This window comes from Streptomyces sp. NPDC059994 (assembly GCF_042737755.1).
Taxonomy (GTDB): Bacteria; Actinomycetota; Actinomycetes; order Streptomycetales; family Streptomycetaceae; genus Streptomyces.
Genome location: NZ_JBHWUR010000025.1, coordinates 1 through 25,208 on the forward strand (window position 1 = coordinate 1; position 25,208 = coordinate 25,208).

At 72.0% G+C, this 25,208-nt stretch carries 23 protein-coding genes; 5 read left to right on the top strand and 18 right to left on the bottom strand.

Features of this window, described 5'->3' with window-relative positions; translation table 11 throughout:
- From ACFWA7_RS15510 to ACFWA7_RS15580, 15 genes are all read right to left on the bottom strand, one after another.
- A partial coding sequence (locus ACFWA7_RS15510; protein ID WP_385533604.1) for a flavodoxin-dependent (E)-4-hydroxy-3-methylbut-2-enyl-diphosphate synthase occupies positions 1-176 on the bottom strand: 176 nt, incomplete at its 3' end.
- Between the two features lie 4 nt (positions 177-180).
- Positions 181-1,203 (bottom strand): adenosyl-hopene transferase HpnH, encoded by a 1,023-nt coding sequence (gene hpnH, locus ACFWA7_RS15515; protein WP_385533566.1) that lies wholly within the window; start codon positions 1,201-1,203, stop codon positions 181-183.
- A gap of 5 nt (positions 1,204-1,208) precedes the next feature.
- Positions 1,209-1,862, bottom strand: a complete 654-nt coding sequence (locus tag ACFWA7_RS15520; protein ID WP_385533563.1) for a 1-hydroxy-2-methyl-2-butenyl 4-diphosphate reductase — start codon at positions 1,860-1,862, stop codon at positions 1,209-1,211.
- Entirely contained in the window at positions 1,862-3,847 is a 1,986-nt protein-coding gene (gene shc, locus ACFWA7_RS15525; protein ID WP_385533560.1) for a squalene--hopene cyclase, read from the bottom strand. Before shc ends, ACFWA7_RS15520 begins: the two co-directional genes overlap by 1 nt.
- 111 nt (positions 3,848-3,958) lie before the next feature.
- Positions 3,959-5,062 (bottom strand): polyprenyl synthetase family protein, encoded by a 1,104-nt coding sequence (locus tag ACFWA7_RS15530; protein ID WP_385823366.1) that lies wholly within the window; start codon positions 5,060-5,062, stop codon positions 3,959-3,961.
- Positions 5,059-6,456, bottom strand: a complete 1,398-nt coding sequence (gene hpnE / locus ACFWA7_RS15535; RefSeq protein ID WP_385533554.1) for a hydroxysqualene dehydroxylase HpnE — start codon at positions 6,454-6,456, stop codon at positions 5,059-5,061. Before hpnE ends, ACFWA7_RS15530 begins: the two co-directional genes overlap by 4 nt.
- Before the next feature lie 136 nt (positions 6,457-6,592).
- Entirely contained in the window at positions 6,593-7,543 is a 951-nt protein-coding gene (hpnD, locus tag ACFWA7_RS15540; protein ID WP_385823368.1) for a presqualene diphosphate synthase HpnD, read from the bottom strand.
- Positions 7,540-8,433, bottom strand: a complete 894-nt coding sequence (gene hpnC, locus ACFWA7_RS15545) for a squalene synthase HpnC (RefSeq protein ID WP_385533548.1) — start codon at positions 8,431-8,433, stop codon at positions 7,540-7,542. The genes hpnD and hpnC overlap by 4 nt, the downstream gene beginning before the upstream one ends.
- A 428-nt stretch (positions 8,434-8,861) precedes the next feature.
- Positions 8,862-9,665, bottom strand: a complete 804-nt coding sequence (locus tag ACFWA7_RS15550) for an ABC transporter ATP-binding protein (protein ID WP_385533545.1) — start codon at positions 9,663-9,665, stop codon at positions 8,862-8,864.
- Positions 9,658-10,539, bottom strand: coding sequence for an ABC transporter permease (locus ACFWA7_RS15555; RefSeq protein WP_385533544.1), 882 nt, complete (start codon positions 10,537-10,539; stop codon positions 9,658-9,660). The genes ACFWA7_RS15550 and ACFWA7_RS15555 overlap by 8 nt, the downstream gene beginning before the upstream one ends.
- Positions 10,540-10,639: 100 nt before the next feature.
- On the bottom strand, positions 10,640-11,524 hold the full coding sequence (locus ACFWA7_RS15560; protein WP_385533541.1) for a glycosyltransferase family 2 protein: 885 nt from the start codon (positions 11,522-11,524) through the stop codon (positions 10,640-10,642).
- Positions 11,521-12,300, bottom strand: a complete 780-nt coding sequence (locus ACFWA7_RS15565) for a CDP-alcohol phosphatidyltransferase family protein (RefSeq protein WP_385533539.1) — start codon at positions 12,298-12,300, stop codon at positions 11,521-11,523. Before ACFWA7_RS15565 ends, ACFWA7_RS15560 begins: the two co-directional genes overlap by 4 nt.
- Positions 12,278-13,339, bottom strand: coding sequence for an iron-containing alcohol dehydrogenase family protein (locus ACFWA7_RS15570; RefSeq protein ID WP_385533536.1), 1,062 nt, complete (start codon positions 13,337-13,339; stop codon positions 12,278-12,280). Before ACFWA7_RS15570 ends, ACFWA7_RS15565 begins: the two co-directional genes overlap by 23 nt.
- Complete coding sequence (locus tag ACFWA7_RS15575; RefSeq protein WP_385533533.1) at positions 13,327-14,064, bottom strand: sugar phosphate nucleotidyltransferase; 738 nt, start codon at positions 14,062-14,064, stop codon at positions 13,327-13,329. Before ACFWA7_RS15575 ends, ACFWA7_RS15570 begins: the two co-directional genes overlap by 13 nt.
- Positions 14,061-15,899 (bottom strand): DUF5941 domain-containing protein, encoded by a 1,839-nt coding sequence (locus ACFWA7_RS15580; protein WP_385823412.1) that lies wholly within the window; start codon positions 15,897-15,899, stop codon positions 14,061-14,063. Before ACFWA7_RS15580 ends, ACFWA7_RS15575 begins: the two co-directional genes overlap by 4 nt.
- A gap of 442 nt (positions 15,900-16,341) precedes the next feature.
- Between ACFWA7_RS15580 and ACFWA7_RS15585 the strand changes: the two genes are divergently transcribed.
- Both ACFWA7_RS15585 and idi read left to right on the top strand, forming a co-directional pair.
- Positions 16,342-17,283, top strand: a complete 942-nt coding sequence (locus ACFWA7_RS15585) for a cation diffusion facilitator family transporter (RefSeq protein ID WP_385823370.1) — start codon at positions 16,342-16,344, stop codon at positions 17,281-17,283.
- Positions 17,284-17,475: 192 nt separating this feature from the next.
- The gene (gene idi / locus ACFWA7_RS15590) at positions 17,476-18,069 is read left to right on the top strand and encodes an isopentenyl-diphosphate Delta-isomerase (protein ID WP_385533524.1); all 594 of its coding nucleotides are present in this window, start codon (positions 17,476-17,478) and stop codon (positions 18,067-18,069) included.
- Here the strand turns inward: idi and ACFWA7_RS15595 are convergent.
- Positions 18,044-18,544 (bottom strand): ATP-binding protein, encoded by a 501-nt coding sequence (locus ACFWA7_RS15595; protein WP_385823372.1) that lies wholly within the window; start codon positions 18,542-18,544, stop codon positions 18,044-18,046. The genes idi and ACFWA7_RS15595 overlap by 26 nt on opposite strands.
- Positions 18,545-19,210: 666 nt before the next feature.
- Between ACFWA7_RS15595 and ACFWA7_RS15600 the strand changes: the two genes are divergently transcribed.
- On the top strand, positions 19,211-19,966 hold the full coding sequence (locus tag ACFWA7_RS15600) for an enoyl-CoA hydratase/isomerase family protein (protein WP_385533520.1): 756 nt from the start codon (positions 19,211-19,213) through the stop codon (positions 19,964-19,966).
- Between the two features lie 20 nt (positions 19,967-19,986).
- Here ACFWA7_RS15600 and ACFWA7_RS15605 read toward each other — a convergent pair whose 3' ends face one another.
- Both ACFWA7_RS15605 and ACFWA7_RS15610 read right to left on the bottom strand, forming a co-directional pair.
- On the bottom strand, positions 19,987-20,622 hold the full coding sequence (locus tag ACFWA7_RS15605) for a DJ-1/PfpI family protein (RefSeq protein WP_385823374.1): 636 nt from the start codon (positions 20,620-20,622) through the stop codon (positions 19,987-19,989).
- Positions 20,623-20,654: 32 nt separating this feature from the next.
- Complete coding sequence (locus tag ACFWA7_RS15610) at positions 20,655-21,617, bottom strand: GlxA family transcriptional regulator (RefSeq protein ID WP_385533514.1); 963 nt, start codon at positions 21,615-21,617, stop codon at positions 20,655-20,657.
- A 122-nt stretch (positions 21,618-21,739) separates the two neighbouring features.
- Between ACFWA7_RS15610 and ACFWA7_RS15615 the strand changes: the two genes are divergently transcribed.
- Positions 21,740-22,603 carry a hypothetical protein gene (locus ACFWA7_RS15615; RefSeq protein ID WP_385533511.1) on the top strand — a complete coding sequence of 288 codons (864 nt, stop codon included), beginning with the start codon at positions 21,740-21,742 and terminating at the stop codon, positions 22,601-22,603.
- A 66-nt stretch (positions 22,604-22,669) separates the two neighbouring features.
- A complete protein-coding gene (locus ACFWA7_RS15620; RefSeq protein ID WP_385823415.1) occupies positions 22,670-25,057 on the top strand; it encodes a Tex family protein in 2,388 nt (795 codons plus the stop codon).
- Positions 25,058-25,208: the final 151 nt, after the last annotated feature.

The window sequence follows — 25,208 nt, forward strand, 5'->3', positions numbered from 1 at the left end:
TGCAACGTCGCCCCGACATCCGACGTACGCGTCGTCGTCATCGACTGCACCGACACAGGAGCATCCCCGCCGACCGCCACCGACCCGACCTGGATGCGCCGCGAGGGGCGGCGCACCGCCGGCGGCCGGGCCGGCGGCGCGGGGAGACCCAGGGAGACGGGCTCTCCGGTCCTCATCACGTCACCCGCGGTTTCCCTGCACGGTCTCGCGGACCGCGCGCAGCGACTCCTTGAGCGACCCCATGGTCGCGAGGACGGCGGTGGGCTCGTAGCCGCAGTGCGCCATGCAGTTGGCGCACCGGTCGTCCTTGCCCCGGCCGTACTTGTCCCAGTCGGTCTCCTCGACGAGCTGCCGGTACGTCGGTACGTACCCGTCACTCATCAGATAGCAGGGCCGCTGCCAGCCGAAGAGCGAGTAGTTGGGGATCGCCCAGGCCGTGCACGGGAAGTCCGCCTTGCCCTCCAGGAAGTCCAGGAAGAGCGGGGAGTGGTTGAGCCGCCAGCGGCGCCGGTTGCCCCCGGAGAACGCCTTCTTGAAGAGCTCGCGGGTCTGCTCGACTCCCAGGAAGTGCTCCTGGTCGGGCGCCTTCTCGTAGGCGTACGCGGGCGAGATCATCATCTCGTCGACCCGGAGGTCGTCGTTGAGGAAGTTGAGCACCTCGATGATCGTCTGCGGGGTGTCGGTGTTGAAGAAGGTGGAGTTGGTGGTGACCCGGAAGCCCTGGCGCTTGGCCTCCTTGATCGCCGCCACCGCCTCGTCGAACACGCCCTCCTTCGCCACCGACTCGTCGTGCCGCTCGCGCAGCCCGTCGATGTGCACGGCGAACGCGAAGTACGGGGACGGGGTGAACTTCTCCAGCTTCTTGCGCAGCAGCAGGGCATTGGTGCAGAGGAAGACGTACTTCTTCCTCGCCACCAACTGGCGCACGATCTCATCGATCTGAGGGTGCATCAGGGGCTCGCCGCCGGCGATGGAGACCATGGGGGCGCCCGACTCCAGGACGGCGCCGACGGCCTGGGCCACCGGCATGCGCTGCTTCAGGATCCCGGCCGGATGCTGGATCTTCCCACAGCCCTCGCACTTCAGATTGCACGCGAAGAGCGGCTCCAGCTCGACGATCAGCGGGAACTTCTCACGCTTGCGGAGCTTCTGTTCAAAAAGATAGGTCCCGACCCTGATGGACTGGCGAAGCGGCATGGCCATCTGGCTCACCTCCTGGGGAGCGGCAAAGAACGGTGCCATTCAAAGAAAGCGGGAAGGACGGCACGAAGAACGCGGAAAGCCGATATTCCACCGCGTACCGTGCCGATCCGGACGAGTTCATGTTCTGGAGCGTCCACGACCACCCGTACGGCCGCAACCGGACGCTCTCCGGCCCCGACGGCGCTCCACAGCGTCGCCGCGGACTCCATGTCCACGGCGATCGCCCCGGTCGCGCGCAGCTCGGCCCGTTCGTGACCACGCACCACGTGGTCGGAGCCGGTGAGCGGACCGGTGTGCACGGTGCGGCCGGGCAGCGCCACGCTCAGCGCCTTGGCCAGCACCTCCGTACCCACGCAGGCGGTGGTGCCGCGCGGGTCGCGGGTCTCCGAGGCGACGACCAGGTCCCCGGGGTGCATCCCGGGGGCCAGACCGGCGCAGAACCCGGAGGCGATCACGGCCGCCTCCCGGTTCACCGACGTACCCAGGCCCCGCAGCACGGCCCGCTCGGCGGCCCTGGGTCCCATGCCGCTGCGCAGCACGGTCACCACCTGGCCGGGCGTCCGGCCCCGGCCGCCGCTGCGCAGCGCCAACTCCTCGATGGTGAGCGCGCAGGCGACCAGCAGCGGTACGGGTTCCGGCAGGGCGGGGCTTACGTCCATCACTTCCCCTTGCGGCCGTTGGGGGAGAACGGTTCTCCATGGACGTAACGGCCGAGCGCGGTGAGCGGGAACACCTGGCGGTAGAGGTGGTAGTTGATCGAGAAGTCCCAGGGGAACCCGGTGCCGGTGAAGAACGGCTCGTCCCAGGAGCCGTCCGCCAGCTGGGTCGCGGCGAGCCAGGCGACGCCCCGCTCGACCGCCTTGCCTTCCCGCTCCCCCGCCGCCAGCAGCGCGAGCAGCGCCCAGGCGGTCTGGGAGGCGGTGGATGCGCCGTGCCCGATCCACCTCTCCTCGCGGTAGGAGCGCAGGTCCTCGCCCCAGCCGCCGTCCTCGTTCTGCACCGACTCCAGCCAGGCGACGGCCCGGCGGATCGCCGGGTGCGAGGCGGGCATGCCCGCGGCCGTCAGCGCCGGCACCACCGAGCCGGTGCCGTAGACGTAGTTGACGCCCCAGCGCCCGAACCAGGCGCCACTCGCCTCCTGTTCGGCGAGGAGCCACTCGATGCCCCGCCGGGCGCGCGGCTCATGGGCCCGGCCCTCGACCGCCAGCATCTCCACCACGTGCGCGGTGACGTCGGCCGACGGCGGGTCGATGACCTCGCCGAAGTCGCAGAACGGCAGCCGGTTGGGGAACGGGCTGGTGTTGTCGGCGTCGAAGGCAGCCCAGGCCCCGTTCTTCGACTGCATGCCGAGCGTCCAGTGCGCGGCCCGGCGGATGGCACCTTCGACCCGATCGGGGTCGGGGTGGCGCACCCGGCGCAGCGCGAGGATCACCTCGGCGGTGTCGTCGATGTCCGGGTAGTTGTCGTTGTGGAACTCGAACGCCCAGCCTCCCGGCGGGAGTTGTGGCTTCTTCACCGCCCAGTCGCCCGGCCGGACGATCTCCTCGCCGAGCATCCAGTCGACGGCCTTGACCAGGGCCGGGTGGTCGGCGGGCAGCCCGGCGTCGGCGAGCGCGATGGTGGCGAGGCAGGTGTCCCACACCGGGGACTGGCAGGCCTCGATCATCCGGGCGCCGTCCTCGCGCCACACCGCGAACCGGTCGAGGGATTCGAGCCCGGCCCGCATCACCGGGTGCTGGAGGTCGTAGCCGAGCAGGTGCAGGGCGATCACCGAGTAGACGGCGGGCGGCTGGATCCCGCCCCAGCAGCCGTCGTTCTCCTGGCGCTCGACGATCCAGCGGGCAGCGGTGTTCATCGCGGCGCGGCGCAGCCTGCGCGGGGCGAGGCGGTGGTAGACGTGCAGGGCCTTGTCGAGCCGCTGGAAGGCGCCGTCCCAGCTCGCGGCGGGGGCGAGCGCCTTGGCGGGGTTGGGGTCGCGCGCGTCGGTGTGCAGCTCGTCGAGCGCGAAGGGCGCGGGCCGCACCGGCCGCTTGGCGGAGACCACCGTGAGCGGCACGATCGTCTGCCGGGCCCAGCAGCCGAAGTCGTAGATGTTGAGCGGAAACCACTTGGGCAGGAAGATCAGCTCCGGCGGCAGCTCCGGCAGGTCGTCCCACTTCCACCAGCCGAACAGGGCCAGCCAGATCCGGGTGAAGACCCGGCAGGCAGCGATGCCGCCCTGGCTCCTGACCCACGCCGAGGCCCGCACCATGTGCGGGTCGTCCGGCCGGTCCCCGGCGAGCCTCAGCGCCACGTACGCCTCGACGGTGGCGGAGAGCTCGGACGGGCCGCCGTAGAACGTGGCCCAGGTGCCGTCGTCGCGCTGCTCGCCCCGGATGAAGAGCGCGGCCGCCTGGACGGTCTTCTCGTCCTGGATCCCGAGGAACTGACGGAGCAGCAGGTCCTCGGCGTCCATGGTGACGTTGGTCTCCAGGTCGCCCTTCCACCAGCCGAGGGCGTCCTGCCTGCCGAGCAGGTGCTCGACCGCACGGTCCGCCGCCCGCCGGGCGGCGTCGAGCACCTCGTCGGCGCCGGGTGGTGGTGCGGTCGGTTCGGCGGCCGGGGGCCGCGGGGCCCCGGCGCTTCCGTCGGTCGTCGCTGTCATGGCTTCCCCTTAATGCAAGTGCAGTGGTTCTTCTGCTGTGCTGGGGTCTCCGTCGGACGCGGCCCCCTGGCGGGCCCGCTCCGGCGACGTCGCGTCATATGCGAATGGTGATCATCTCTTCCGTACGACCACGAAGTCGGCCAGCGCGGTCAGCTGCGCCCGCACCCGCTCGGGCATGTCGACGGCGCCCAGCGCCTCGATCGCCACGGCATGCTGCCTGCGGGCCTCCTGCGAGGTCCACTCCCGGCCGCCCGCCTCCTCGATGAGCGCCGCCCGGGTGGCGAACTCCTCCTCGGAGAAGGTGTCGAAGTCGTTGCTCTTGGCGTCGGCGGCGAGCAGTTCGCCCAGGCGCTCCGAGGCCGGCCCGCCGGCCGCGAGCGCGGCCACCACCGGCAGGGACTTCTTGCGCTGGCGCAGGTCGCTCCAGGTCTGCTTGCCGGTGGCCTCCGGGTCGCCCCAGATGCCGAGCAGGTCGTCGACGGCCTGGAAGGCGAGGCCGAGGTGGTAGCCGTACGCCTCAAGGGTGTCGGCCGTCTTGTCGTCCGCGCCGCCGAGCACCGCGCCGATGGAGCAGGCGCAGGCCAGCAGCGCACCCGTCTTGTTGCCCTCCATCTCCAGGCACTCCTCGACGGTGACCCGCTCGCGGTGCTCGTAGGAGATGTCCTGGGCCTGGCCGTCGATCAGCTTGCGGGTCGCGGTGGTCAGCCGGCGCGTGGCGCGCCCCGCCTCGACCGTGCCGAGTTCCAGGAGGACCTCGTTGGCCAGCGCGAAGAGCGCGTCGCCGACGAGGATCGCCTGCGCCGGGCCGTGCACCTTCCACACCGTGTCCCGGTGGCGGCGCTGCTCGTCGCCGTCCATCAGGTCGTCGTGGAGCAGCGAGAAGTTGTGGACGAGCTCGACCGCGACCGCGCCGGGCACGCCGACCTCGGGCCGGGCACCGGCCGCCTCGGCGGAGAGGAGCGCGAGCGCGGGCCGCACGGCCTTGCCGCCGTCGCCGTCCGCCGGGTTGCCCTGGGCGTCGATCCACCCGAAGTGGTAGGCCGCGACGGTGTCCATGGGAGCCGCGAGCCGGTCCACGGCCGTGCGCAGCACCGGCGTGGACAGCGTCCGCCCCCGCTCCAGAAGGGCGGCGACGTCCACGGTGTCGACAGCCGAGTTCGCCGAAGGCACAGTCGGCACGGTCTCTCCTCTTGTTCCAGTGGTGCTAACGGTCATGCCGCCTCCTGAAGCGGGTGGGCATGGGAGCGGCCGAGTACGGCGAGAGCCGCGCCCGCGGCGCTGAATCCGCTGCGTACGGCGCTCTCCATCGTCGCGGGCCAGCCGGTGGCGGTCCACGCGCCCGCCAGGTACAGGCCGGGCGCATCGGTGTGCGCGCCCGGCCGCAGCCTGCCGACGCCGGGGGTGGGCGCGAACGTCGCCGTACGCTCCCGGGTCACGAAGAAGTCCCGTACTCCCGCGCCGCGAGCGGCGGGCAGCAGCCGTTCGAGCTCGGGCAGGTAGCGCGCCCGCAGCGCGGCCACCGGCTCGTCGATCTCGTCCTCGGCGGCCGACTGGGACACGGCCAGGTACTGGCAGCCCCGGCCGCCGGGAGTGCCCGCGAGCCCGGAGGACTCGGTGCGGTCGAAGACCCACTGCACGGGCGAGCCGAGGGCGGCGAAGAACGGCTGCCGCAGCACCTTGCGGTCGTAGACGACATGGAGGTTGAGGATCGGCGCGGTGCCGATGTCGAGCAGCTTGCCCGGGTCGTCGAGCGCGCCCTGGGGCAGCAGGTCGTGCGCCTCGCGCTGCGGGACGGCCAGCACGACCGCCTCGGCGTCCAGCGTCTCGCCGCTCGCCTCGACCCGCCAGCCGCCGCTCTCGGTACGGGAGACGGATTCGGCCTTGGTACGGGTCTCGACGCGGACCCCGGCCGAGGCGAGCGCCTTGCGGGCCAGCGTGTCGTGCAGCTCGCCCAGCGGTACGTGCGCCCAGCCGATGTCGGCCGCGCCCGGCTCGGAGAGCAGGCCGGTCTTGAAGACCATCGCGGCGAGCCCCAGGGAGGCGTGCGGCGCGGTCGCGTTCAGGGTCGCCACGCCGACCAGGTCCCACAGGGCCTCGATGGTGCGGGCGGACTGGCCGTGGCGGCCGAGCCAGGTCGCGAAGTCCACCCCGTCGAGCGCCGGGTCGGCCGGGTCGAGGCGCTTGAGCGCGAGTGCGGCGCGCCCGACGGAGGCCCGCTCGGCGAGCGAGAGGTGCGGATAGGTGGCGAGGCTTCTGGCCAGGTGCAGCGGGACGGGCAGGGCCGAGCGGCGCAGTCGGCCGAGGCGGGGCCCGCCGGGGTGGGCGACGTCCAGGACGGGCACGTCGAGGCGGCTCTGGAGGGGCGCCAGACGCGTACCGCCGACGCGGTCCAGGAACCAGCTGTAGGCCGTGCAGCAGCGCAGGTAGACGTGCTGGCCGTTGTCGACGGTGAGTTCGCCGCGCCGGAAGGAGAAGGCGAGGCCGCCCAGGCGCGGGCGGCCCTCGATCAGGGTCACGCCGAGGCCTGCGTCGGCCAGTTCGAGCGCGGCGGTGATTCCGGCCAGGCCTCCGCCGACGACCACCGCGCGTTCGGGCTGCGGGGTTGTCATGCGCCCTCCCCTCCGGCCGGGCCGGTGTCGTGCGCACGCCCGGCCGTCGCAGTCAGGGACGCCCTTGCCGGAGCGAGGGTTGCACACCCTCTGCGCGTAATGCTCCTCGGCCGCATGTCCAGGTGCCCATGGGCCATCAGGCGCGCCTCCTGGCGGTCTGCCGGGAGACGGTACGGGTGTCGAGCCCGGACAGCCCGCGTACCGCCACGAACGCCTTCTCCCGGCCGGGCAGCGAGACCCGGCCGCGCAGCACGGCCTCCGGGTCGCGCTCGATGCGGTCGAGCAGGCGGCGGTAGATTCCGGCCATCGCGGCGACACAGGCGCCGCTGCGCCGGTCGAGCATGGGCAGCAGCCGGTAGCCCTCGGCGAACAGGGCCCGGGCGCGGCGCACTTCGAAGTGGACCAGGCCCGCGAAGTCGGAGCCGGCGGGCGGCACCGGGGTGTGGAAGCCCGCGGCGCACCCGAACTTCGCCAGGTCGTCGGCGGGCAGATAGGTGCGGCCGTTGCCCGCGTCCTCGCGAACGTCCCTGAGGATGTTGGTGAGTTGCAGCGCGAGACCCAGCGTGTCGGCGTACTCGGCGGCGCGCTCGGCGCCCGGTGCGCCCGGTTGCGTACCGAACACGCCCAGCGAGAGCCGGCCGATGGCCCCCGCGACACACCGGCAGTAGACCTTCAGGTCGTCCCAGGTCTCATAGGTCTCGCCGTGCACGTCCATCAGGACGCCGTCGATGAGCTCGTCGAGCCCGTCCAGCGGGATCGGGAAGCGGCGCGCCGCGTCCGCGAGCGCCACGGCCACCGGGTCGGTGTCGTCCTCCTCGACCGCGCCCTCGGCGATCCGGCCGAGCAGCGCGCGGGTGTCCTCCAGGCGCTGCTTCTTGGCCTCGGGGGGCAGGGCGCCGTCGCCGATGTCGTCGACGCGCCGCGAGAACGCGTAGAGCGCGGACATCGCCTGGCGCTTGTCGGTCGGCAGCAGCCTGATGCCGTACGCGAAATTGCGCGCCTGCTGTCCGGTCACCGCCTCGCAGTAGCTGTACGCGGCCTGTACCGGCGCGGACACGTGTGCGTCTGGATCCACGGTCCGGCTCACCCCTCTCTACGCGCTCTACGCAACACGGCTCCCACTTCGCGCAGCAGACTGGACTTGGTGGGCTTGGGAGGTCCAGGGAGTACGTCGTGGCCGGCGGCCGCCACCGCGTCGATCGCGGCGCGCCCCCCGGCCACGAATCCGGCCAGCAGCAGCCTGAGTCTGCCGTGGACGCTACCCACCAGGGAGGTGCCTTCATTCAGCAGCTGTGCGGCGCGTTCCGCCTCGAACGCGACCAGGGCGCGCACCGACGCGCCCCCGCGCGGCGCGGCCAGATCGGCCTCCGTGACGTGGAACCGCTTCATGTCCTCGGCAGGCAGGTAGATGCGGTCCCGGCCGAGGTCCTCGGTGACGTCCTGGAGGTGTTCGACGATCTGGAGCGCCGTGCAGACGGCGTCCGAGCGGCGGACGCGCTCGGGGCTCTCGGTGCCGGTGATCGCCAGCACCAGGCGGCCCACGGGGTTGGCCGACAGCTCGCAGTACGCGACCAGGTCCTCGTAGGTCTCGTACCGCTTGACCTGCTGGTCCTGCCGGTTCGCCGCGAGCAGGCCGAGGAACGGCCCGGGGGTGAGCGAGCGGCGGCGGACGGTGGGCTGCAGGGCCTTGAGCAGCGGGTGGTGCGGGGTGGAGTCGAAGACGCGGCGCAGATCGGCCTCGAAGGCGTCGAGCATCACGAGCCGGTCCTCCGCGTCGGCGGAGGCCACGCCCAGGTACCGGGCGTCGGCGCCGCCGGGCGCGAGGTCGCCGTCGCCGATGTCGTCGACCAGGCGCGCGTACCCGTACACGGCCATCAGGTCGTCGCGCCAGGCGCGCGGCAGAAAGAAGGGGGCCACCGGGAAGTTCTCCTCCGTGGCCTTGCCCAGCGTGGTGCGCGAGGGGGATTCGGTGCGCACGTCCCGGACACCTGTCACCGGGGGCCGCCCGGTACGGGAACGGCGGAGGTTTCTCGTAGCTGGAGATTTCCCGTACCCATTGCCGTCACATCTCCCGTTCTACACCGCCGACCTAAAACATCCCATTTCGGACACGCCGCCGAGCCTCCCGAGTGGAGGACGGCTCCCGCGCGGGCTGCCCGGGGCGGTCCCGCCCGTCCGTCACGATCAACACCGGTACAGCTTACGTTGTACAACGCCCGACAACACGTCGGGGTGTTGCGCGCATTACAAGAACACTTCAATCCGCGCCAACCTTCCCCCGGCGCAGGCGACTTGACGGATCCTTGACGTCCCGGGCCGTCCCGCGGGCCGCCCCCAAGGACGCGAAGGCCCCCGCCGGGGTTGATCGACGGGGGCCTTCGGGATCATTCGAACGGTGACGGCCGTCAGCGGCCGGTCTCCTTCTGGTACGCCTTGACGACCTCGTCGGTGGGGCCGTCCATCAGGAGCTCGCCCCGCTCCAGCCAGAGCACCCGGTTGCAGGTGTCCCTGATCGAGCCGATGCTGTGGCTGACCAGGAAGACCGTACCCGCGTGCTTGCGCAGTTCGCGGATGCGCTCCTCGGAGCGGATCTGGAACTTGCGGTCACCGGTGGCGAGCGCCTCGTCGATCATCAGGACGTCGTGGTCCTTGGCGGCGGCGATGGAGAACCGCAGCCGGGCCGCCATGCCCGAGGAGTACGTCCGCATCGGCAGGGTGATGAAGTCGCCCTTCTCGTTGATGCCGGAGAAGTCGACGATCCCCTCGTACCGCTCCTTGATCTCCTCGCGCGACATGCCCATGGCCAGGCCGCCCAGGATCACGTTGCGCTCGCCGGTCAGCTCGTTCATCAGCGCGGCGTTGACGCCGAGCAGGGACGGCTGGCCGTTGGTGTAGACCCGGCCCCTGGCCGGCGGCAGCAGCCCGGCGATCGCCCGCAGCAGGGTCGACTTGCCCGAGCCGTTGGTGCCGATCAGGCCGATCGCCTCGCCGCGGTACGCGGTGAAGGAGACGCCCCGTACGGCGTGCACCTTGCGCATGCCGCGGGACTCGCCCTTGTCGCCCTTCACTATCCGGCTCAGCGCGGCGGTGGCGCTGCCCCGGCCGCCGCCCGCGCCGTTGACCGTGTAGACGATGTGCACGTCGTCGGCGATGACGGTGGGGATGCGCTCGCCGCTCGCGTCGGCGAGCCGGTTGTTGTCCTCAGCCACGGCCGTACTGCTCCTCTGCCTTCCAGAAGTACACGAAGCCCGCCGCGCCCACGACGAGGGCCCAGCCGACCGCCAGCAGCCAGACGTGCGGCGGCAGGTTGTGGGCACCGTATCCGTCGATCATGGCGAACCGGGCCAGGTCCATGTAGACCGCGGCGGGGTTCACCTGGAGGACCTGGGCGAGCCAGTGCGGCTTGCCCTGGAGGACCACCTCGATGCTGAACATGACGCCCGACGCGTACATCCAGGTGCGCAGGATGAACGGCATCAGCTGGGCCAGGTCCGGGGTCTTGCTGCCGAGCCGGGCCATGATCATCGCCAGTCCGGTGTTGAAGACGAACTGGAGCGCCAGGACCGGCACCATCAGCAGCCACGACGCCATCGGCATGGTGCCCGACACGACCACCACGAGGACCAGGACGATCATCGAGAACAGCAGCTGCTGGAGCTGCTGGAGCGCGAAGGAGATGGGCAGCGAGGCGCGCGGGAAGTGCAGCGCGCGCACCAGGCCGAGGTTGCCGGAGATCGCCCGGACGCCCGCGTTCACCGAGTTCTGGGTGAAGGTGAACACGAACACGCCCGTCACCAGGAACGGGATGTACACGTCCGACGGGATGCCCCGCTTGGCGTTCATCAGCACGCCGAAGATGAAGTAGTAGACCAGCGCGTTGAGGAGCGGGGTGGCCACCTGCCATATCTGGCCGAGCTTCGCCTGGCTGTACTGGGCGGTCAGCTTCGCCTGCGAGAACGACAGGATGAAGTGGCGCCGCCCCCAGAGCTGGCGGCAGTACTCGAACAGCCCCGGCCGGGCGCCGCTCACCGCCAGGCCGTGCTTGGCGGCGAGGTCCGCCGGGGACAGAGTTGTGTCACTCACAAGTGGAAACTTTCGCTTTCAAAGAAGTACGCCCGATGACCATGACCCGAAGTGCCCAGGGCCCGACGGCCCACACCCGATGTGCTCAGACCAGAGAGTGTCAGATGACGGGCGGACGGCCCAGCCGGGTCAGCCGCCAGACCGTACGCCACTTCATGGGGCGGCGCGGTCCGCACGGAGTGGTCCAGCCCTCCTTGAAGCCGCCGAACCACGCCTTGAGGGCGGGCCCGGAGGGCTTCCTGGCGAGCGTGAGCAGCATCCAGACCCCCAGATAGACGGGGACCAGCAGGGCCGGCAGATTGCGCCGGGCCAGCCAGACCCGGTTACGGGCCACCATCCGGTGGTAGACCGCGTGCCGGGACGGCGCCGTCGTGGGGTGGAACAGGACCATGTCCGCGCGGTAGTCGATCATCCAGCCGGCGTCCAGCGCCCGCCAGGCCAGATCGGTCTCCTCGTGGGCGTAGAAGAACTCGTCGGGCAGCCCGCCGACCTCCGCGAGGACCTTCGTCCGTACGGCGTTGGCGCCGCCCAGGAAGGTCGTCACGCGCGAGGAGCGCATCGGGTCGGAGGCGCGCAGCCGCGGGACGTGGCGGCGCTGGGTGACCCCGGTCTCCGGGTCCGCGATGCGGAAGCTGACGATGCCGAGCTTCGGGTCGGCGGCGAACGCCTGGCGGCACAGCTCGGCCGTGTCGGTGTTCGGCAGCAGCCCGTCGTCGTCGAGGAAGAGCAGGATGTCGACCTCGGCGCCGGACGGGCCGAACGCCTCGATGCCGATGTTGCGCCCGCCGGGGATGCCCAGGTTCTCGGGCAGCTCCACGGTCCGCACGCCCGCCGGGACGTCCGGGACCGGGGCGCCGTTGCCGACGACGACGACCTCGACCGGGTCGCCGTCCTGCTTGGCGACCGAGTCGAGCAGCGCGCGCAGCTCCTCGGGGCGGTTGCCCATGGTGATGACGACCGCGCCGACCTTCAGCGGGGCACTCATTTGAGCCTGCTGGAGGCGAGGATGGACACCAGGTGCAGCACGCTCTGGAGGAGGGCGATGCCCGCGAGCACGGCGACGCCGAGCCGGGAGAAGAAGAAGTCGTCGCGCACGTGGTCCACGATCGCCAGGACCAGGATCAGCAGGGACGCCTCGATCCCGAGGATCAGACGGTGGAACTTGAGCGCACCGGCGGCCCGGCGGGCCAGCGCCATGCCGGACGAACGCGGTTCGGAGGCCGTCTCCTTGACCGGCGGCTTGCCCTGCTGGTGACGGGCGACGCCGACGAGGTCGGTCTCGGACTTGATCATGACGGCGCCGAGGGCGGCGAGGGTGCCGAGGAAGGCCCACAGCCAGTCGATCCGCCCGGAGCCCCAGATGTCGGCCGCGCGCAGACCGAAGCCGACCAGGACCGCGGCGTCGCACACGTACGCGGCGACCCGGTCGACGTAGACCCCGGTCATCGAGTACTGCTTCTTCCAGCGGGCGACCTCGCCGTCGACGCAGTCGAGCAGCAGATACAGCTGGACCATCACCACGCCGAGCACGGCGCCCCAGATCCCCGGCACCAGGAGGGCCGGGGCCGCGAGGGCGGCGGCAACGGTCATCACGTAGGTCAGCTGGTTGGGCGTGACCCGCGTGTTCACCAGGTGCCGGTCGACGCGCAGGGAGATCTCGCGCATGTAGAGCCGGCCGCCCCAGTGCTCGCCGCTCCGCCGGTCCTTGACGCCCGGAGGGTGCACGACCGGGCGGAGTTCAGCTACCGATGGCTTTTGCATAGTCGGCGTAAGCGTCCTTGATCTGGGCTGTGGACAGGTTGAGGTGTTCCAGGATCGTGAAACGGCCCGGCCGGGTCTGCGGCGCGTAGGCCACCGCCCGGACGAACTCGTCGGCGGAGAAGCCGATTTCCTGCGGCAGCACCGGCAGGCCGTGCCGCCGCAGTACCTCCGTGAAGAGACCGGACTGCTCGGCGGCTCCGCGCAGGTGCATCGCGAAGGCGGCGCCGAGGCCGACCTGCTCGCCGTGGAGCGCGGAGCGCTTGGGGTAGAGCAGGTCGAAGGCGTGGCTGATCTCGTGGCAGGCGCCGGACGAGGGGCGGGTGTCCCCGCTGATCGACATGGCGATGCCGGAGAGCACCAGCGCCTCGGACAGGACGGTGAGGAACTCGTCGTCGCCCACGCCCCCGGGGTGGCGCAGCACCGACTGGCCCGCGGTACGGGCCATGGCGGCGGCCAGGCCGTCCACCGGCTCGCCGTTGACCTCGTGCGAGAGCTCCCAGTCCGCGATGGCGGAGATGTTGGAGATCGCGTCGCCGATGCCCGAGCGCACGAACCGGACCGGTGCCTCACGGATGACGTCGAGGTCGATGACCATGGCGATGGGCGTGGGCACGCCGTAGGAGCCGCGGCCGTTGTCGTTGTCCAGGATCGAGACCGGCGAGCAGATGCCGTCGTGCGAGAGGTTGGTGGCGACCGCGACCATGGGCAGCCCGACCCGCGCCGCGGCGTACTTCGCCACGTCGATGATCTTGCCGCCGCCGAGGCCGACGACCGCGTCGTACCGCTTGCCCTTGATGTCGTCGCCGAGCCGCACCGCCGAGTCGATGGTGCCGTCCGCGACCGGGTACCAGTCGGCGCCCGGGAGCACCGGCGCCAGCTTCTCGCTCAGCGCCTGGCCCGAGCCGCCGCTGACCGCGATCGCCAGCTTGCCGGAGGCGGAGATCCGCTGGTCGGCCAGGAGGCCCGCCAGGTCGTCCAGGGCGCCCCGGCTGATGTCGACGACGACCGGCGACGGAATGAGCCGGGTCAGTACTGGCACGCGATCTCACGGCCCTTCGCGAGGTCGTCGTGGTTGTCGATCTCGACCCAGGAGACCTCGCCGATCGGCGCGACATCGATCTTGAAACCGCGGTGGACGAGCTCCTGGTAGCCGTCCTCGTAGTAGAGGTCGGGGTCGCGCTCGAAGGTGGTCTTCAGCGCGTCGGCGAGCTCGTCGGCCGCGGAGCCCTCGATGAGGGTGACGCCGATGTACTCGCCGGTGGCCGTCGCCGGGTCCATCAGCTTGGTGATCTTCTGGACGCCCTTCTCGTCGTCGACGATGACCTTCATCTCCTCGTCGGCGAGGTTCTTCACCGTGTCGAGGGCGAGGATGATCTTCTTGCCGTCGCCGCGGGCGGCGAGCAGCGTCTTCTCGACGGAGACCGGGTGCACGGTGTCGCCGTTGGCGAGGATCACATCGTGCTTGATCGAGTCACGGCCGCACCACAGGGAGTAGGCGTTGTTCCACTCCTCGGCCTTGTCGTTGTCGATCAGCGTCAGCTTGAGGCCGTACTTCGCCTCAAGCGCGGCTCTGCGCTCGTAGACGGCCTCCTTCTTGTAGCCGACGATGATGGCGACCTCGGTGAGACCGATCTCGGCGAAGTTGCCGAGGGTGATGTCGAGGATGGTGGTGTCACCGTCGACGGGCACGAGGGCCTTCGGGAGCGTGTCGGTGTAGGGGCGCAGACGCCGTCCGGCACCGGCTGCGAGTACGAGGCCGATCATGCGGGTTCTCCTTCGTCATGTACTGCGGGTGCTCCGGAGGACACCCAGAAGCGGATGGACTCCACGACCACCAGGAGCGCGATGCCTACCGCGAGGGCGGTGAGCGCCAGGGTGAAGTCCGTGCCGCGGTCGGCGAGGGCCGCGGCGAGCACCGCGACCACCAGCGTCCGCCCCTCGTGGCCGCCGGCCACGCGCACCAGCCAGCGCGGCGGCGCGCCGGAGCCGCCCTTGATGCGGTAGACCGTGTCGTAGTGATGGTAGGCGACCGCCGCGACCAGTCCGAAGGCCGCGGGCAGGGCCCCCTCCACCTCGGAGCGGGCGGCGAGGGCCAGGACCGTGCCGTACTCGGCGGCCCGGAAGAACGGCGGCACCAGCCAGTCGAGGGCGCCCTTGAGGGGGGCGGCGACGGCGAGGCCGGACGTGATCGCGTAGAACACGGCCGCGACGATCATCTGGCGGCTGCCGAACGGCTGGGTGAGCGCGGCGGCGACGAGGGCGACCGCCCCGACGGCGGCGATCACCGGGGCACCCGCGATCCGCGGGCCCTTCGCGGCGACCAGCTCGGCGACCGGCCCGCTGTCCGCGAGCTCCGCGAGCGCCTGGGCGGCCCGGTCGGTACGGGTCGCCCGGCGGGTCAGCGAGCGCAGCACGCGCCCGGCCGTGGTGTAGCAGGCCGCGAACGCGCACCCGATGAGCAGTACGCAGAAGACGGTACGGGGCGTGGTGACGGCGGTGAGGACCGCGATCATCGCCCATCGCTCGCCGATCGGCAGCACGATCATCCGGCGCACCCAGACCGTCCAGCCGACCGAGTCGAGCTTGTCGGAGAGGGCGGCGGTGGGGCTGGTGTTGGCGCTGGCGTCGGTGCCCACGACGTGCGCCTCGTTGAACGAGAAGTCCACGACGTGGCGGCAGGTCTGCAGGACCATCGCGCCGAGCGCCAGCGCCCATACGTCGTCGCCGCCGCGGGCCGCGCCGAGCGCCAGGCCCGCGTAGTACGCGTACTCCTTGGCCCGGTCGAAGGTCGCGTCCAGCCAGGCGCCGAGCGTGGAGTACTGGAGCGAGTAGCGGGCGAGCTGCCCGTCGGTGCAGTCCAGGACGAAGGAGAAGAGCAGCAGCGCGCCGGCCGCGACGAAGCCGCCCCGGGTCCCGGTCGCCGCGCAGCCGGCCGCGATCAGCGCGGTGAGCAGCGAGGCGGTGGTGACCTGGTTGGGGGTGAGGCCCCGGCGCGCGCACCAGCGGGCGAGGTAGCGCGAGTACGGGCTGATGCAGAAGGTGGTGAAGAACCCGTCGCGGGACTTCACCGCCGTACGCAGCCGGACGGCCTCGTCGTCCACGGCGTCGACGGCCCGGCGGGCGGCGAAGGCGGCCTCGGGCCCGGCGGGCACGGTGGCCACCAGTGAGCCGAGATCCGGGCGGTGCACGGCGACGCCCCCGTCCTCCAGGGCGGAGGCGACGCGGTCGGTGAGGACGCCGGTCCCGGTGGACGGGGCGTTCACGGCGACCGAGGCGCCCGCTGCGGTCGGCGCGGGCGGCCCGGCGAGGTCCGCGAGCGCGCGCACGAGCGCGGGGCGGGCCTCCGCCTGGACAGCCATCGCTCCGGTGACCGCCGCCGCCGGGAACCGGGGGTCGGTCAGGGCGAGGCGCAGGGCGTGCGTGTGGCCCACGAAGGACGGGTCGACCAGGGCGACCCGCTCACCGGGCGGGACCTCGGCGAGCAGGCCGGGCAGGTCCTCGGGCCGCTGGGCGGACCGTACGTCGAAGCCCAGCGAGCGAAGCTCGGGCCCGAGCTGCGACCCGGGGACCGGAAGCCCGGTCAGGATGGCGGTCGACAGACGAACTCACTCCTTGGAGCTGGCATGGCTGATGGCCGACGGCCCGGCCCGGAAACAAACGGCGGGCGGCACGTCGGCAGAGGCTATCGGGAGGCTATCGGATGCGTGGAACCGGGAGTTCATCGCCTGTTTACGCCCCGATCGGGCCCTGCGGCGGGGGACCGCCGCGTGGATCATCATCGTCGATCAGGGCCGCGCCCCACAAACCGCCCCCCGGCTGTCGCCCCCGGGGCTCCGCACCGCGGCGGACGGCCGCACACCGCTCTGACCTGCGACGCCTGTGCGAACGGCGTACAAACATCGCAGGGAAAGCGTTTCCGCAGGTCAGAGCATATGACAACGGTGTTCAGTGCCGTGTTGCCCCATACCCCCCACCCGTAGTTCACTGACCCCTCGTACGCAGATCGCACAACTTTGCCGACAGTCTGAGAGGTGGCCTTCCATGGGGGCTGGGCACGACCACGGGCACGCGCACGGCGGACCGCCGCCCACCGGGACGGCCGCCGCGGCGTACAGGGGGCGGCTGCGGGTGGCCCTGGGCATCACGCTGGGCGTGATGGTGGTCGAGATCGTCGGCGGGCTGCTCGCGGACTCGCTGGCGCTGGTCGCGGACGCGGCGCACATGGCGACGGACGCCCTCGGGCTCGCGATGGCGCTGCTCGCCATCCACTTCGCCAACCGCCCGGCCGGTCACAACCGGACGTTCGGCTACGCCCGCGCCGAGATCCTGGCCGCGCTCGCCAACTGTCTGCTGCTGCTCGGCGTCGGTGGATACGTGCTGTACGAGGCGGTCCAGCGGTTCGTCGAACCGGCCGACACCTCGGGGCCGACGACGATCGTTTTCGGCCTGATCGGTCTGGTCGCCAACATGGTCTCGCTCTCGCTCCTGGTCGGCGGCCAGCAGGAGAGCCTCAATGTGCGCGCCGCCTTCCTGGAGGTGCTCGCGGACGCGCTCGGCTCCGTGGCCGTACTGCTCTCGGCCGTGATCATCATGACGACCGGCTGGCAGGCCGCCGACCCGATCGCCTCGCTGGTGATCGGCCTCATGATCGTCCCGCGTACCGTGAAGCTGCTGCGGGAGACGCTGAACGTGCTCCTGGAGGCCGCGCCCAAGGGCGTCGACATGGGCGAGGTGCGGGCGCACATCGTGGCCCTGCCGGGCGTCGAGGACGTCCATGACCTGCACGCCTGGACGATCACCTCCGGGATGCCGGTGCTCTCGGCCCATGTGGTGGTCAGCCAGGAGGTCCTGGACTCGGTGGGCCACGAGAAGCTGCTGCACGATCTGCAGGCCTGCCTGGGTGATCACTTCGATGTGGAGCACTGCACCTTCCAGCTGGAGCCGAGCGGCCACGCGGCCCACGAGGCCGGGCTCTGCCACTGACCGGCAGCGGGGCGGACAACCCCCGGCTCGCTCGCACGTTCGATGATTCCGCTCCGGTGCGGATGGGCACGATCCCTTCTTCGATGGTGTCGCGCACCCGACGCATTACGGACATGCGCCGCCCGTCGAAGTGCGGACACGCCGCTTTTGTACGGCAGACTTGGCAGCTGAGGACCGAAGCGAAGGATGGTTATGCCGACCACACCAGCCACTACGGCGAACAGCTCGTCGAACGGGACCGCCGAAGAGATCATGCTCGAACTGGTCGACGAGAGCGGCAACACCATCGGCACCGCGGAGAAGCTCTCCGCCCACCAGGCCCCCGGCAAGCTGCACCGGGCGTTCTCCGTCTTCCTCTTCGACCCGGCGGGCAAGCTGCTGCTCCAGCGCCGCGCGCTCGGCAAGTACCACTCCCCCGGCGTCTGGTCGAACACCTGCTGCGGGCACCCCTACCCCGGCGAGTCCCCCTTCGCGGCGGCCGCCCGGCGCACCCACGAGGAGCTGGGCGTCTCGCCCTCACTGCTAGCCGAGGCGGGCACGGTCCGCTACAACCACCCGGACCCGGACTCGGGCCTGGTGGAGCAGGAGTACAACCACCTCTTCGTCGGTCTGGTGCAGTCGCCCGTGCTGCCGGACCCGGAGGAGGTCTACGAGACCGCCGTCGTCTCGCCGCAGGAGCTGGCCGCGCTGCACGGGCGGGCCACCTTCTCCGCGTGGTTCATGACGGTCCTGGACGCGGCCCGGCCCGCGGTCAGGGAGCTCACAGGGCCTGCCGCGGGCTGGTGACCGCGCCGGAGACCGGGGCCAGCGGCAGGGCCACCCAGATGATCTTGCCGCCGCTCACGGTCTGCTCGACGTCGCAGGCCCCGCCCGCCTCGCAGGTGATCTCGCGCACCAGCAGCAGTCCGCGCCCGCCCGTCTGCCCGTAGTCGGTCTCCAGCGCCTTGGGGCGGTAGGGGTGGTTGTCCTCCACCGAGACCCGGATCCACTCGGCGCCGATGGCTACCTCCACGGCCACCTGCGGGGAGAGCAGGGCCGCGTGCTTGACCGCGTTGGTGACCAGCTCGGAGACGATCAGGAGCAGGCCCTGGACGAGGTCGTCGTGGATGGGCACGCCCTGCCGGCGGAGCAGGTCGCGTACGGCGTGCCGGGCCTGCGGGACCGAGGCGTCGATCGCGGGAGCCGTGAAGCGCCAGACCCCCTCGTACGGGAACGGCCTGGCCGGCGCGGCGTCGGGTGGCACGCTCCCGCGGATCTCCATGTTCCGGCACCACCCTCGCACTCGGCTGTCGGGCTCTTGGTAACGAGTGTCCGGGAGTGGGATGGTCCAGGCCGGGCGACTGAACAGAAGTCAGCGCGTATCGACGCCTTCTGATCGCAATCGCCCGCCTATGTCACCTCCCAAAGCGCCCCTGATCGCTGCCTGACGGCTTTGCCACGGCTTGCTGGGATGTCTGCGGTACGGATTCGGACTCCCCGGCGTCGGTGTCCACCCGCGCGTCCGTCACCAGGCCCACGATCCGCCGGCCGCCGACGCCGAGCGCGATCAGGCCCAGGCCGTCGAAAGCAGACCGAGAGGTTCGCGCCGCGCGACGGGATCGCGTGCATGAGACCGACCACGCCGCCTGTCGGCAGCAGCCAGCCGAACAGGAGCGTCGAGGTGAGGGCCGCCACGCCCGTATGGACGGGACCGGCCGGTCGACGGGTAGACGGGACCGGCCGGTAGACGGGTAGACGGGACCGGCCGGACCCGCGAGCGCGAGGACCGCGCCGAGGACGCTCAGCCGTCCGAAACCGCGGCGGAGCTTCCTGCTGTCGCTTGCGGATGCGGGTGCGGCCGTCAGCCTCTCCTCCAGCCTCTCCCCGCGGCATCGCCGGTCGGCCCCTCTTGATCACAGGAGCGGCCCGCGCGGATAGCATCCGGCGCATGGAGCCGCAGCTGGAGCACACCGTGGCGGACGGGGTGGCCACCGTCGTCATCAGCAACCCCGCCAAGCGCAACGCGATGACGGCCGGGATGTGGCGGGCGCTGCCGCCGCTGCTCGACGAGCTGGCCGCCGACCGGGACGTACGGGCCCTGGTGCTGACCGGTGCCGGGCCGACGTTCTGCGCGGGCGCCGACATCTCCTCGCTGCGCGCGCCCGGGCCGGGCGAGGACCCGCAGTCGCTCGCGGTGGGGGCCGAGGAGGCGCTCGCCGCCTTCCCCAAGCCGACGCTGGCCGCCGTGCGCGGCTACTGCGTGGGCGGCGGCTGTCAGCTCGCGGCCGCCTGTGATCTGCGCTTCGCGGAGGAGGGTGCCTCGTTCGGGATCACGCCCGCCAGGCTCGGCATCGTCTACGCGTCGTCCTCGACCCGGCGCCTGGCCGCCCTGGTGGGTCCCGCGACCGCCAAGTACCTGCTGTTCTCGGCCGAGTTGATCGACTCGGCGCGGGCGCTGCGGACCGGCCTGGTGGACGAGGTGCTGCCGGCCGGTGAACTGGACAAGCGGGTGGCAGAGTTCACCCGCGTCCTGACCGCCCGCTCGCAGCTGACCCAGGCGGCGGCCAAGGAGTTCGCGAACGGGCGCACCGACCGGGACGCGTACTGGAGGGAGCAGGCGGGCGGCAGCGGCGACACCGCCGAGGGCGTCGCCGCGTTCCTGGAGCGCAGGGCCCCGCGCTTCGGCTGGACCGCTTCGGGCTGAACCGCGCGGGGCGGGCCGGGCTACTCCACGAGCACATGGCCGCCCGAGCGCAGCTTGGCCACCAGCTCCGCCGGGGCCTTGTCGGGCGAGCCCGCGTCGTAGGGCGGCTGCGGGTCGTACTCGGTCAGCAGTTGCACGGCCTGCGCGAACTCGTCGCCAGCGAGGCGGCCGACCAGGGTGAGCCCCATGTCGATGCCGGAGGAGACCCCGGCGGCGGTGAGGTACTTGCCGTCGGTGACCACCCGCTCGCCGGTCGGCTCGGCACCCAGCGCGGCCAGGGCGTCGTAGCCGAGCCAGTGCGTGGTGGCGCGCCGGCCTTTCAGCAGCCCGGCCGCCGCGAGCAGCAGCGAGCCGGTGCACACCGACGTCGTCCAGGTGGTACCGGCGTCGACCGCGCGCAGCCAACCGGTCAGGGCTTCGTTGCCGAGGATCTCCCGGGTGCCGGGGCCGCCCGGGACGACCACGACGTCCGGGGTGCGCACCTCGTCGAGGCTCTTCTGCGCGACGATGTACAGACTGCCCCTGTCGTTGATCACCGGTCCGGCCTGCTCGGCGACGAAGACCGTCTCGGCGTCGGGCAGGCGGCAGAGCATCTCGTACGGGCCGATGGCGTCCAGCGAGGTGAAGCGGTCGTAGAGCAGGATGGCGATCTGCATCGGGTTCCTCTCGGAGTGGGTCGGACGGCGGGTCAGTCGGCGGGGTGGAACCGGCGCCGGTACTCGGCGGGAGCGGTCCCGAGGGACTTGAGGAAGGCGCGGCGCATCGCTTCGGGAGTGCCGTAGCCGCAGGCGCGGGAGATCTCCTCGACTCCGTCGGCGGTGTCTTCGAGCAGGCGCCGGGCGTGTTCGACGCGGACGCGCTCGACGTAGCGGCCGGGTGTCGAGCCGGTCTCGGCGTGGAAGGCACGGGCGAAGTGGCGCGGCGACAGCCGGGCACGGGCGGCGAGCGCCTCCACCGAGAGGTCCTCGCCGGGGTGCTCGGTGATCCAGTGCTGCACCTCGCGCAGCGGCTCGCGCCGGGCGGTCTGGGCGGAGAGCTGGGCGCTGAACTGGGCCTGGTTGCCCGGGCGGCGCAGGAACACCACCAGGTGCCGGGCCACGGTGAGCGCGGCCTCGCGCCCCAGGTCCTCCTCGACGAGCGCGAGGGAGAGGTCGATCCCGGCCGTCACCCCCGCCGAGGTGGCCACGTTCCCGTCGCGTACGTAGATGGGGTCGGGCTCGACGGTGACCTTCGGGTGCCGGCGCGCGAGGGACTCGCAGTACGCCCAGTGGGTGGTCGCGCGGCGCCCGTCGAGCAGCCCCGCCTCCGCGAGGAGCGCGGCCCCGGTGCACACGGAGACCAGCCGCTCGGCCCGCGGCCCGTGCTCGCGCAGCCAGGTGATGAGGGCCGGGTCCGGGTCGCGGGTGCCGCGGCCGCCCGGCACCAGCAGGGTGTGCGGCTCGGGCGCCTGGGCCAGGGCGAAGTCGGGGACGAGGGTGAGGCGGCTGGAGCTGCGGACCGGGCCGCCGTCCAGCGTGGCGGTGCGGACGAGGTACTCGTCGCCCACGGCCTCGGCGAAGTGGCCGGCGCCGGTGAAGACCTCCATGGGGCCGGTGACGTCCAGGCTCTGGACGCCCTCGAAGAGGACGATGAGGACGGATCGCTGTGCCATACCCACGATTCTTCGGGGTACCCCCGATGTCCGCAATGACGAGTACCCCACCTTTCCTGCCACGGCGCGCCCGTCCCGCCCCGGGACTTCACGGCGTACCGACCAGTCGGTAACCTGCGGGTATGACGTCTCTCCCGCCGCGCGCCGGCCGCCGCTGCCACAACTCCGTCAACCCGCTGCACTCGACCGTCTACTTCTCCCCCGACTTCGCCAAGGAGCTCGCGGAGATCGGCATCGAGGACGCGCGCGCCGCCTACTTCGCCGGGCGCGCCGCCGCACTGGGCGCGGTGGGCCCCGGCACGGTCACCGCCACCTTCTACAACTTCAACCACGAGCTGGTCGCCCTGCACGTGCCCGCCGTCTGGGACATCGCCTCCCCCGAGACGGTCCTCGCCGCCCGGCTGCGCGCCGTCGACAGCACCCTGCGGCGCCTCCTCGGTGACGAGGCGGTGGCCTCGCCGGAGATGGCCGAGGCCGCGCGCCTCGCCCTGCGCGCCGCCGAGGGCTGCACCCGCCACGCCCGGCCGCTGTACGCCGCCCACGCCGACCTGCCGGTGCCCGAGGAGCCGCACCTGGCCTACTGGCACGCGGCGACGCTGCTGCGCGAGCACCGGGGCGACGGCCACCTCGCGGTACTGCTCGACGCCGGGCTCGACCCGCTGGAGGCGCTGGTCAGCCACACCGCCACCGGCAAGGGCATGGCGCCGCGCTGGATCCTGGGCACGCGCGGCTGGCGGCGCGCCGACTGGGACGCGGCCGCCGTACGGCTGCGTGAGCGCGGGATCCTGGACGCCGAGGGCGAGTTGACCGAGGCGGGCACCGCACTGCGCGCCGAGGTCGAGGACCGCACCGACCGGCTCGACCTCGCCCCGTACGAGCTGCTCGGCGCGGACGGCGTGGACCGGCTGACCGAACTGGCCCGGGGATTCCTGATGGCGGCGGTGGCGGCGGGCGCGTTCCCGGCCGACCTCTCCGGCAAGGGCTGACCGCCGATTGTCGGTGCCGCCTGCCACAATGGCGCCTCAAGCTCTGCGAGAAGGCGGTACGTGATCGTGACGACGTCCATCGAAGGCAGGATCGCCGAGGAACTCGGCGTACGGGAGCGGCAGGTGAAGGCCGCCGTCGAGCTGCTCGACGGCGGGTCGACCGTGCCGTTCATCGCGCGCTACCGCAAGGAAGCGACCGAGATGCTCGACGACGCCCAGCTGCGCACCCTGGAGGAGCGGCTGCGGTATCTGCGCGAGCTGGAGGACCGCCGCGCGGCGGTCCTCGACTCCGTACGCGAGCAGGGCAAGCTCACCGAGGAGCTGGAGCGGCAGATCCGCGCCGCCGACACCAAGGCGCGCCTGGAGGACATCTATCTGCCCTTCAAGCCCAAGCGGCGCACCAAGGCACAGATCGCGCGCGAGGCGGGCCTCGAACCGCTGGCGCAGGGGCTGCTCACCGACCCGTCGGTGGACCCGCTCGCCGCCGCGGCCGCGTTCGTCGACGCGGACAAGGGCGTAGCGGACCCGGCGGCGGCCCTGGAGGGCGCCCGCTCCATCCTCACCGAGCAGTTCTCGGAGGACGCCGACCTGATCGGCGAGGTGCGCGAGCGGATGTGGACGAAGGGCCGCCTCGTGGCGAAGGTCCGCGCGGGCAAGGAGGAGGCGGGCGCCAAGTTCGCCGACTACTTCGACTTCACCGAGCCGTTCACGGCGCTGCCCTCGCACCGGGTCCTGGCGATGCTGCGCGGCGAGAAGGAGGACGTCCTCGACCTGGTCCTGGAGCCCGAGGAACCCTCGGAAGTCCCCGGCCCCTCCGCGTACGAGAACATGGTGGCGCGCCGCTTCGGCATCGCCGACCGGGGCCGGCCGGGCGACAAGTGGCTGGCGGACACCGTCCGTTGGGCGTGGCGCACCCGGATCCTCGTCCACCTCGGCATCGACCTGCGGCTGCGGCTGCGCACGGCCGCCGAGGACGAGGCGGTGCGGGTCTTCGCCTCGAACCTGCGCGACCTGCTGCTCGCCGCCCCGGCCGGGACGCGCGCGACGCTGGGGCTCGACCCCGGGTTCCGTACGGGCGTGAAGGTGGCCGTCGTGGACGCGACGGGCAAGGTCGTGGCGACGGACGTGATCTACCCGCACGTCCCGGCGAACAAGTGGGACGAGGCGCTCGCCAAGCTGGCGCGGCTCGCCGAGGAGCACGCGGTCGACCTGATCGCCATCGGCAACGGCACGGCGTCCCGCGAGACCGACAAGCTCGCCGGTGAACTGATCACCGAGCACCCCGAGCTGAAGCTCACCAAGGTGATGGTGTCGGAGGCGGGCGCTTCGGTGTACTCGGCGTCGGCCTTCGCCTCGCAGGAGCTGCCCGACATGGACGTGTCGCTGCGCGGCGCGGTCTCCATCGCCCGCCGCCTCCAGGACCCGCTCGCCGAGCTGGTGAAGATCGACCCCAAGTCGATCGGCGTCGGCCAGTACCAGCACGACCTCTCCGAGGTGAAGCTCTCGCGCTCGCTCGACGCGGTCGTGGAGGACTGTGTGAACGGGGTGGGCGTGGACGTCAACACCGCGTCCGCGCCGCTGCTCTCGCGCGTCTCGGGCATCGGCGCCGGGCTCGCCGAGAACATCGTGGCGCACCGCGACGCCAACGGCCCGTTCCGCTCCCGCAAGGCGCTCAAGGACGTGGCCCGGCTGGGCCCGAAGGCGTACGAGCAGTGCGCGGGCTTCCTGCGGATCCGCGGCGGCGACGACCCGCTGGACTCGTCCAGCGTGCACCCCGAGGCGTATCCGGTGGTGCGCCGGATGGTGAAGTCGACGGGGAGCGAGGTGGCGGCGCTCATCGGCAACACGGCGGTGCTGCGGTCGCTGCGGCCGGACACGTTCGTGGACGAGACGTTCGGTCTGCCGACCGTCACGGACATCCTGCGCGAGCTGGAGAAGCCCGGTCGCGACCCGCGGCCCGCCTTCAAGACGGCGACCTTCAAGGACGGCGTCGAGAAGATCGGCGACCTGGAGCCGGGGATGGTGCTGGAGGGCGTGGTGACGAACGTGGCGGCGTTCGGCGCGTTCATCGACATCGGGGTGCACCAGGACGGGCTCGCGCATGTGTCGGCCCTGTCCAAGACGTTCGTGAAGGACCCCCGCGAGGTGGTCAAGCCGGGCGACATCGTCAAGGTGAAGGTCCTGGACGTGGATGTGCCGCGCAAGCGGATTTCGCTGACGCTGCGGCTGGATGACGAGGCGAGCACGGGCGCCTCGGGCGGCGGGGCGAAGCGGGAGGAGCGGGGTGGGCGGCCCCCGCAGCCGCGCCGGGGCGGCGGTGACCGCCGGGGTGGCGAGCGCGACCGCGACCGTGGTCGGCAGGCACCGGCGCCCGCGAACGGGGCGATGGCGGATGCCTTGCGGAAGGCGGGGCTGCTGGATGCGAAGGGGTCCGGGGGGCGCGGGAAGCGCTGACGCCGCTGTGGGCATGTCTGCCGCCAGGGCGCGCGGTACGGGGGCCGGGGAGGTGGAGCGGTGGCCCGGGGACGGGTGCCGCTGTGCCCACCCTCCCCCAAGCTCTTGAAGAGCGGGCGGAGACCCCCATCGCCCCTGGCGGCACGCGTGC

Bases quoted from the DNA above. Each gene is read 5' to 3' on its own strand.
- ACFWA7_RS15575 (WP_385533533.1), bottom strand. From the start codon at position 14,064: ATGATCGGCCTCGTACTCGCAGCCGGTGCCGGACGGCGTCTGCGCCCC.
- hpnH (WP_385533566.1), bottom strand. From the start codon at position 1,203: ATGGCCATGCCGCTTCGCCAGTCCATCAGGGTCGGGACCTATCTTTTT.
- hpnE (WP_385533554.1), bottom strand. From the start codon at position 6,456: ATGACAACCCCGCAGCCCGAACGCGCGGTGGTCGTCGGCGGAGGCCTG.
- ACFWA7_RS15585 (WP_385823370.1), top strand. From the start codon at position 16,342: ATGGGGGCTGGGCACGACCACGGGCACGCGCACGGCGGACCGCCGCCC.
- ACFWA7_RS15615 (WP_385533511.1), top strand. From the start codon at position 21,740: ATGACGTCTCTCCCGCCGCGCGCCGGCCGCCGCTGCCACAACTCCGTC.
- ACFWA7_RS15610 (WP_385533514.1), bottom strand. From the start codon at position 21,617: ATGGCACAGCGATCCGTCCTCATCGTCCTCTTCGAGGGCGTCCAGAGC.
- shc (WP_385533560.1), bottom strand. From the start codon at position 3,847: ATGACAGCGACGACCGACGGAAGCGCCGGGGCCCCGCGGCCCCCGGCC.
- ACFWA7_RS15520 (WP_385533563.1), bottom strand. From the start codon at position 1,862: ATGGACGTAAGCCCCGCCCTGCCGGAACCCGTACCGCTGCTGGTCGCC.
- ACFWA7_RS15565 (WP_385533539.1), bottom strand. From the start codon at position 12,300: ATGCAAAAGCCATCGGTAGCTGAACTCCGCCCGGTCGTGCACCCTCCG.
- ACFWA7_RS15605 (WP_385823374.1), bottom strand. From the start codon at position 20,622: ATGCAGATCGCCATCCTGCTCTACGACCGCTTCACCTCGCTGGACGCC.
- ACFWA7_RS15530 (WP_385823366.1), bottom strand. From the start codon at position 5,062: ATGACCGTTAGCACCACTGGAACAAGAGGAGAGACCGTGCCGACTGTG.
- ACFWA7_RS15600 (WP_385533520.1), top strand. From the start codon at position 19,211: ATGGAGCCGCAGCTGGAGCACACCGTGGCGGACGGGGTGGCCACCGTC.
- ACFWA7_RS15595 (WP_385823372.1), bottom strand. From the start codon at position 18,544: ATGGAGATCCGCGGGAGCGTGCCACCCGACGCCGCGCCGGCCAGGCCG.
- idi (WP_385533524.1), top strand. From the start codon at position 17,476: ATGCCGACCACACCAGCCACTACGGCGAACAGCTCGTCGAACGGGACC.
- ACFWA7_RS15560 (WP_385533541.1), bottom strand. From the start codon at position 11,524: ATGAGTGCCCCGCTGAAGGTCGGCGCGGTCGTCATCACCATGGGCAAC.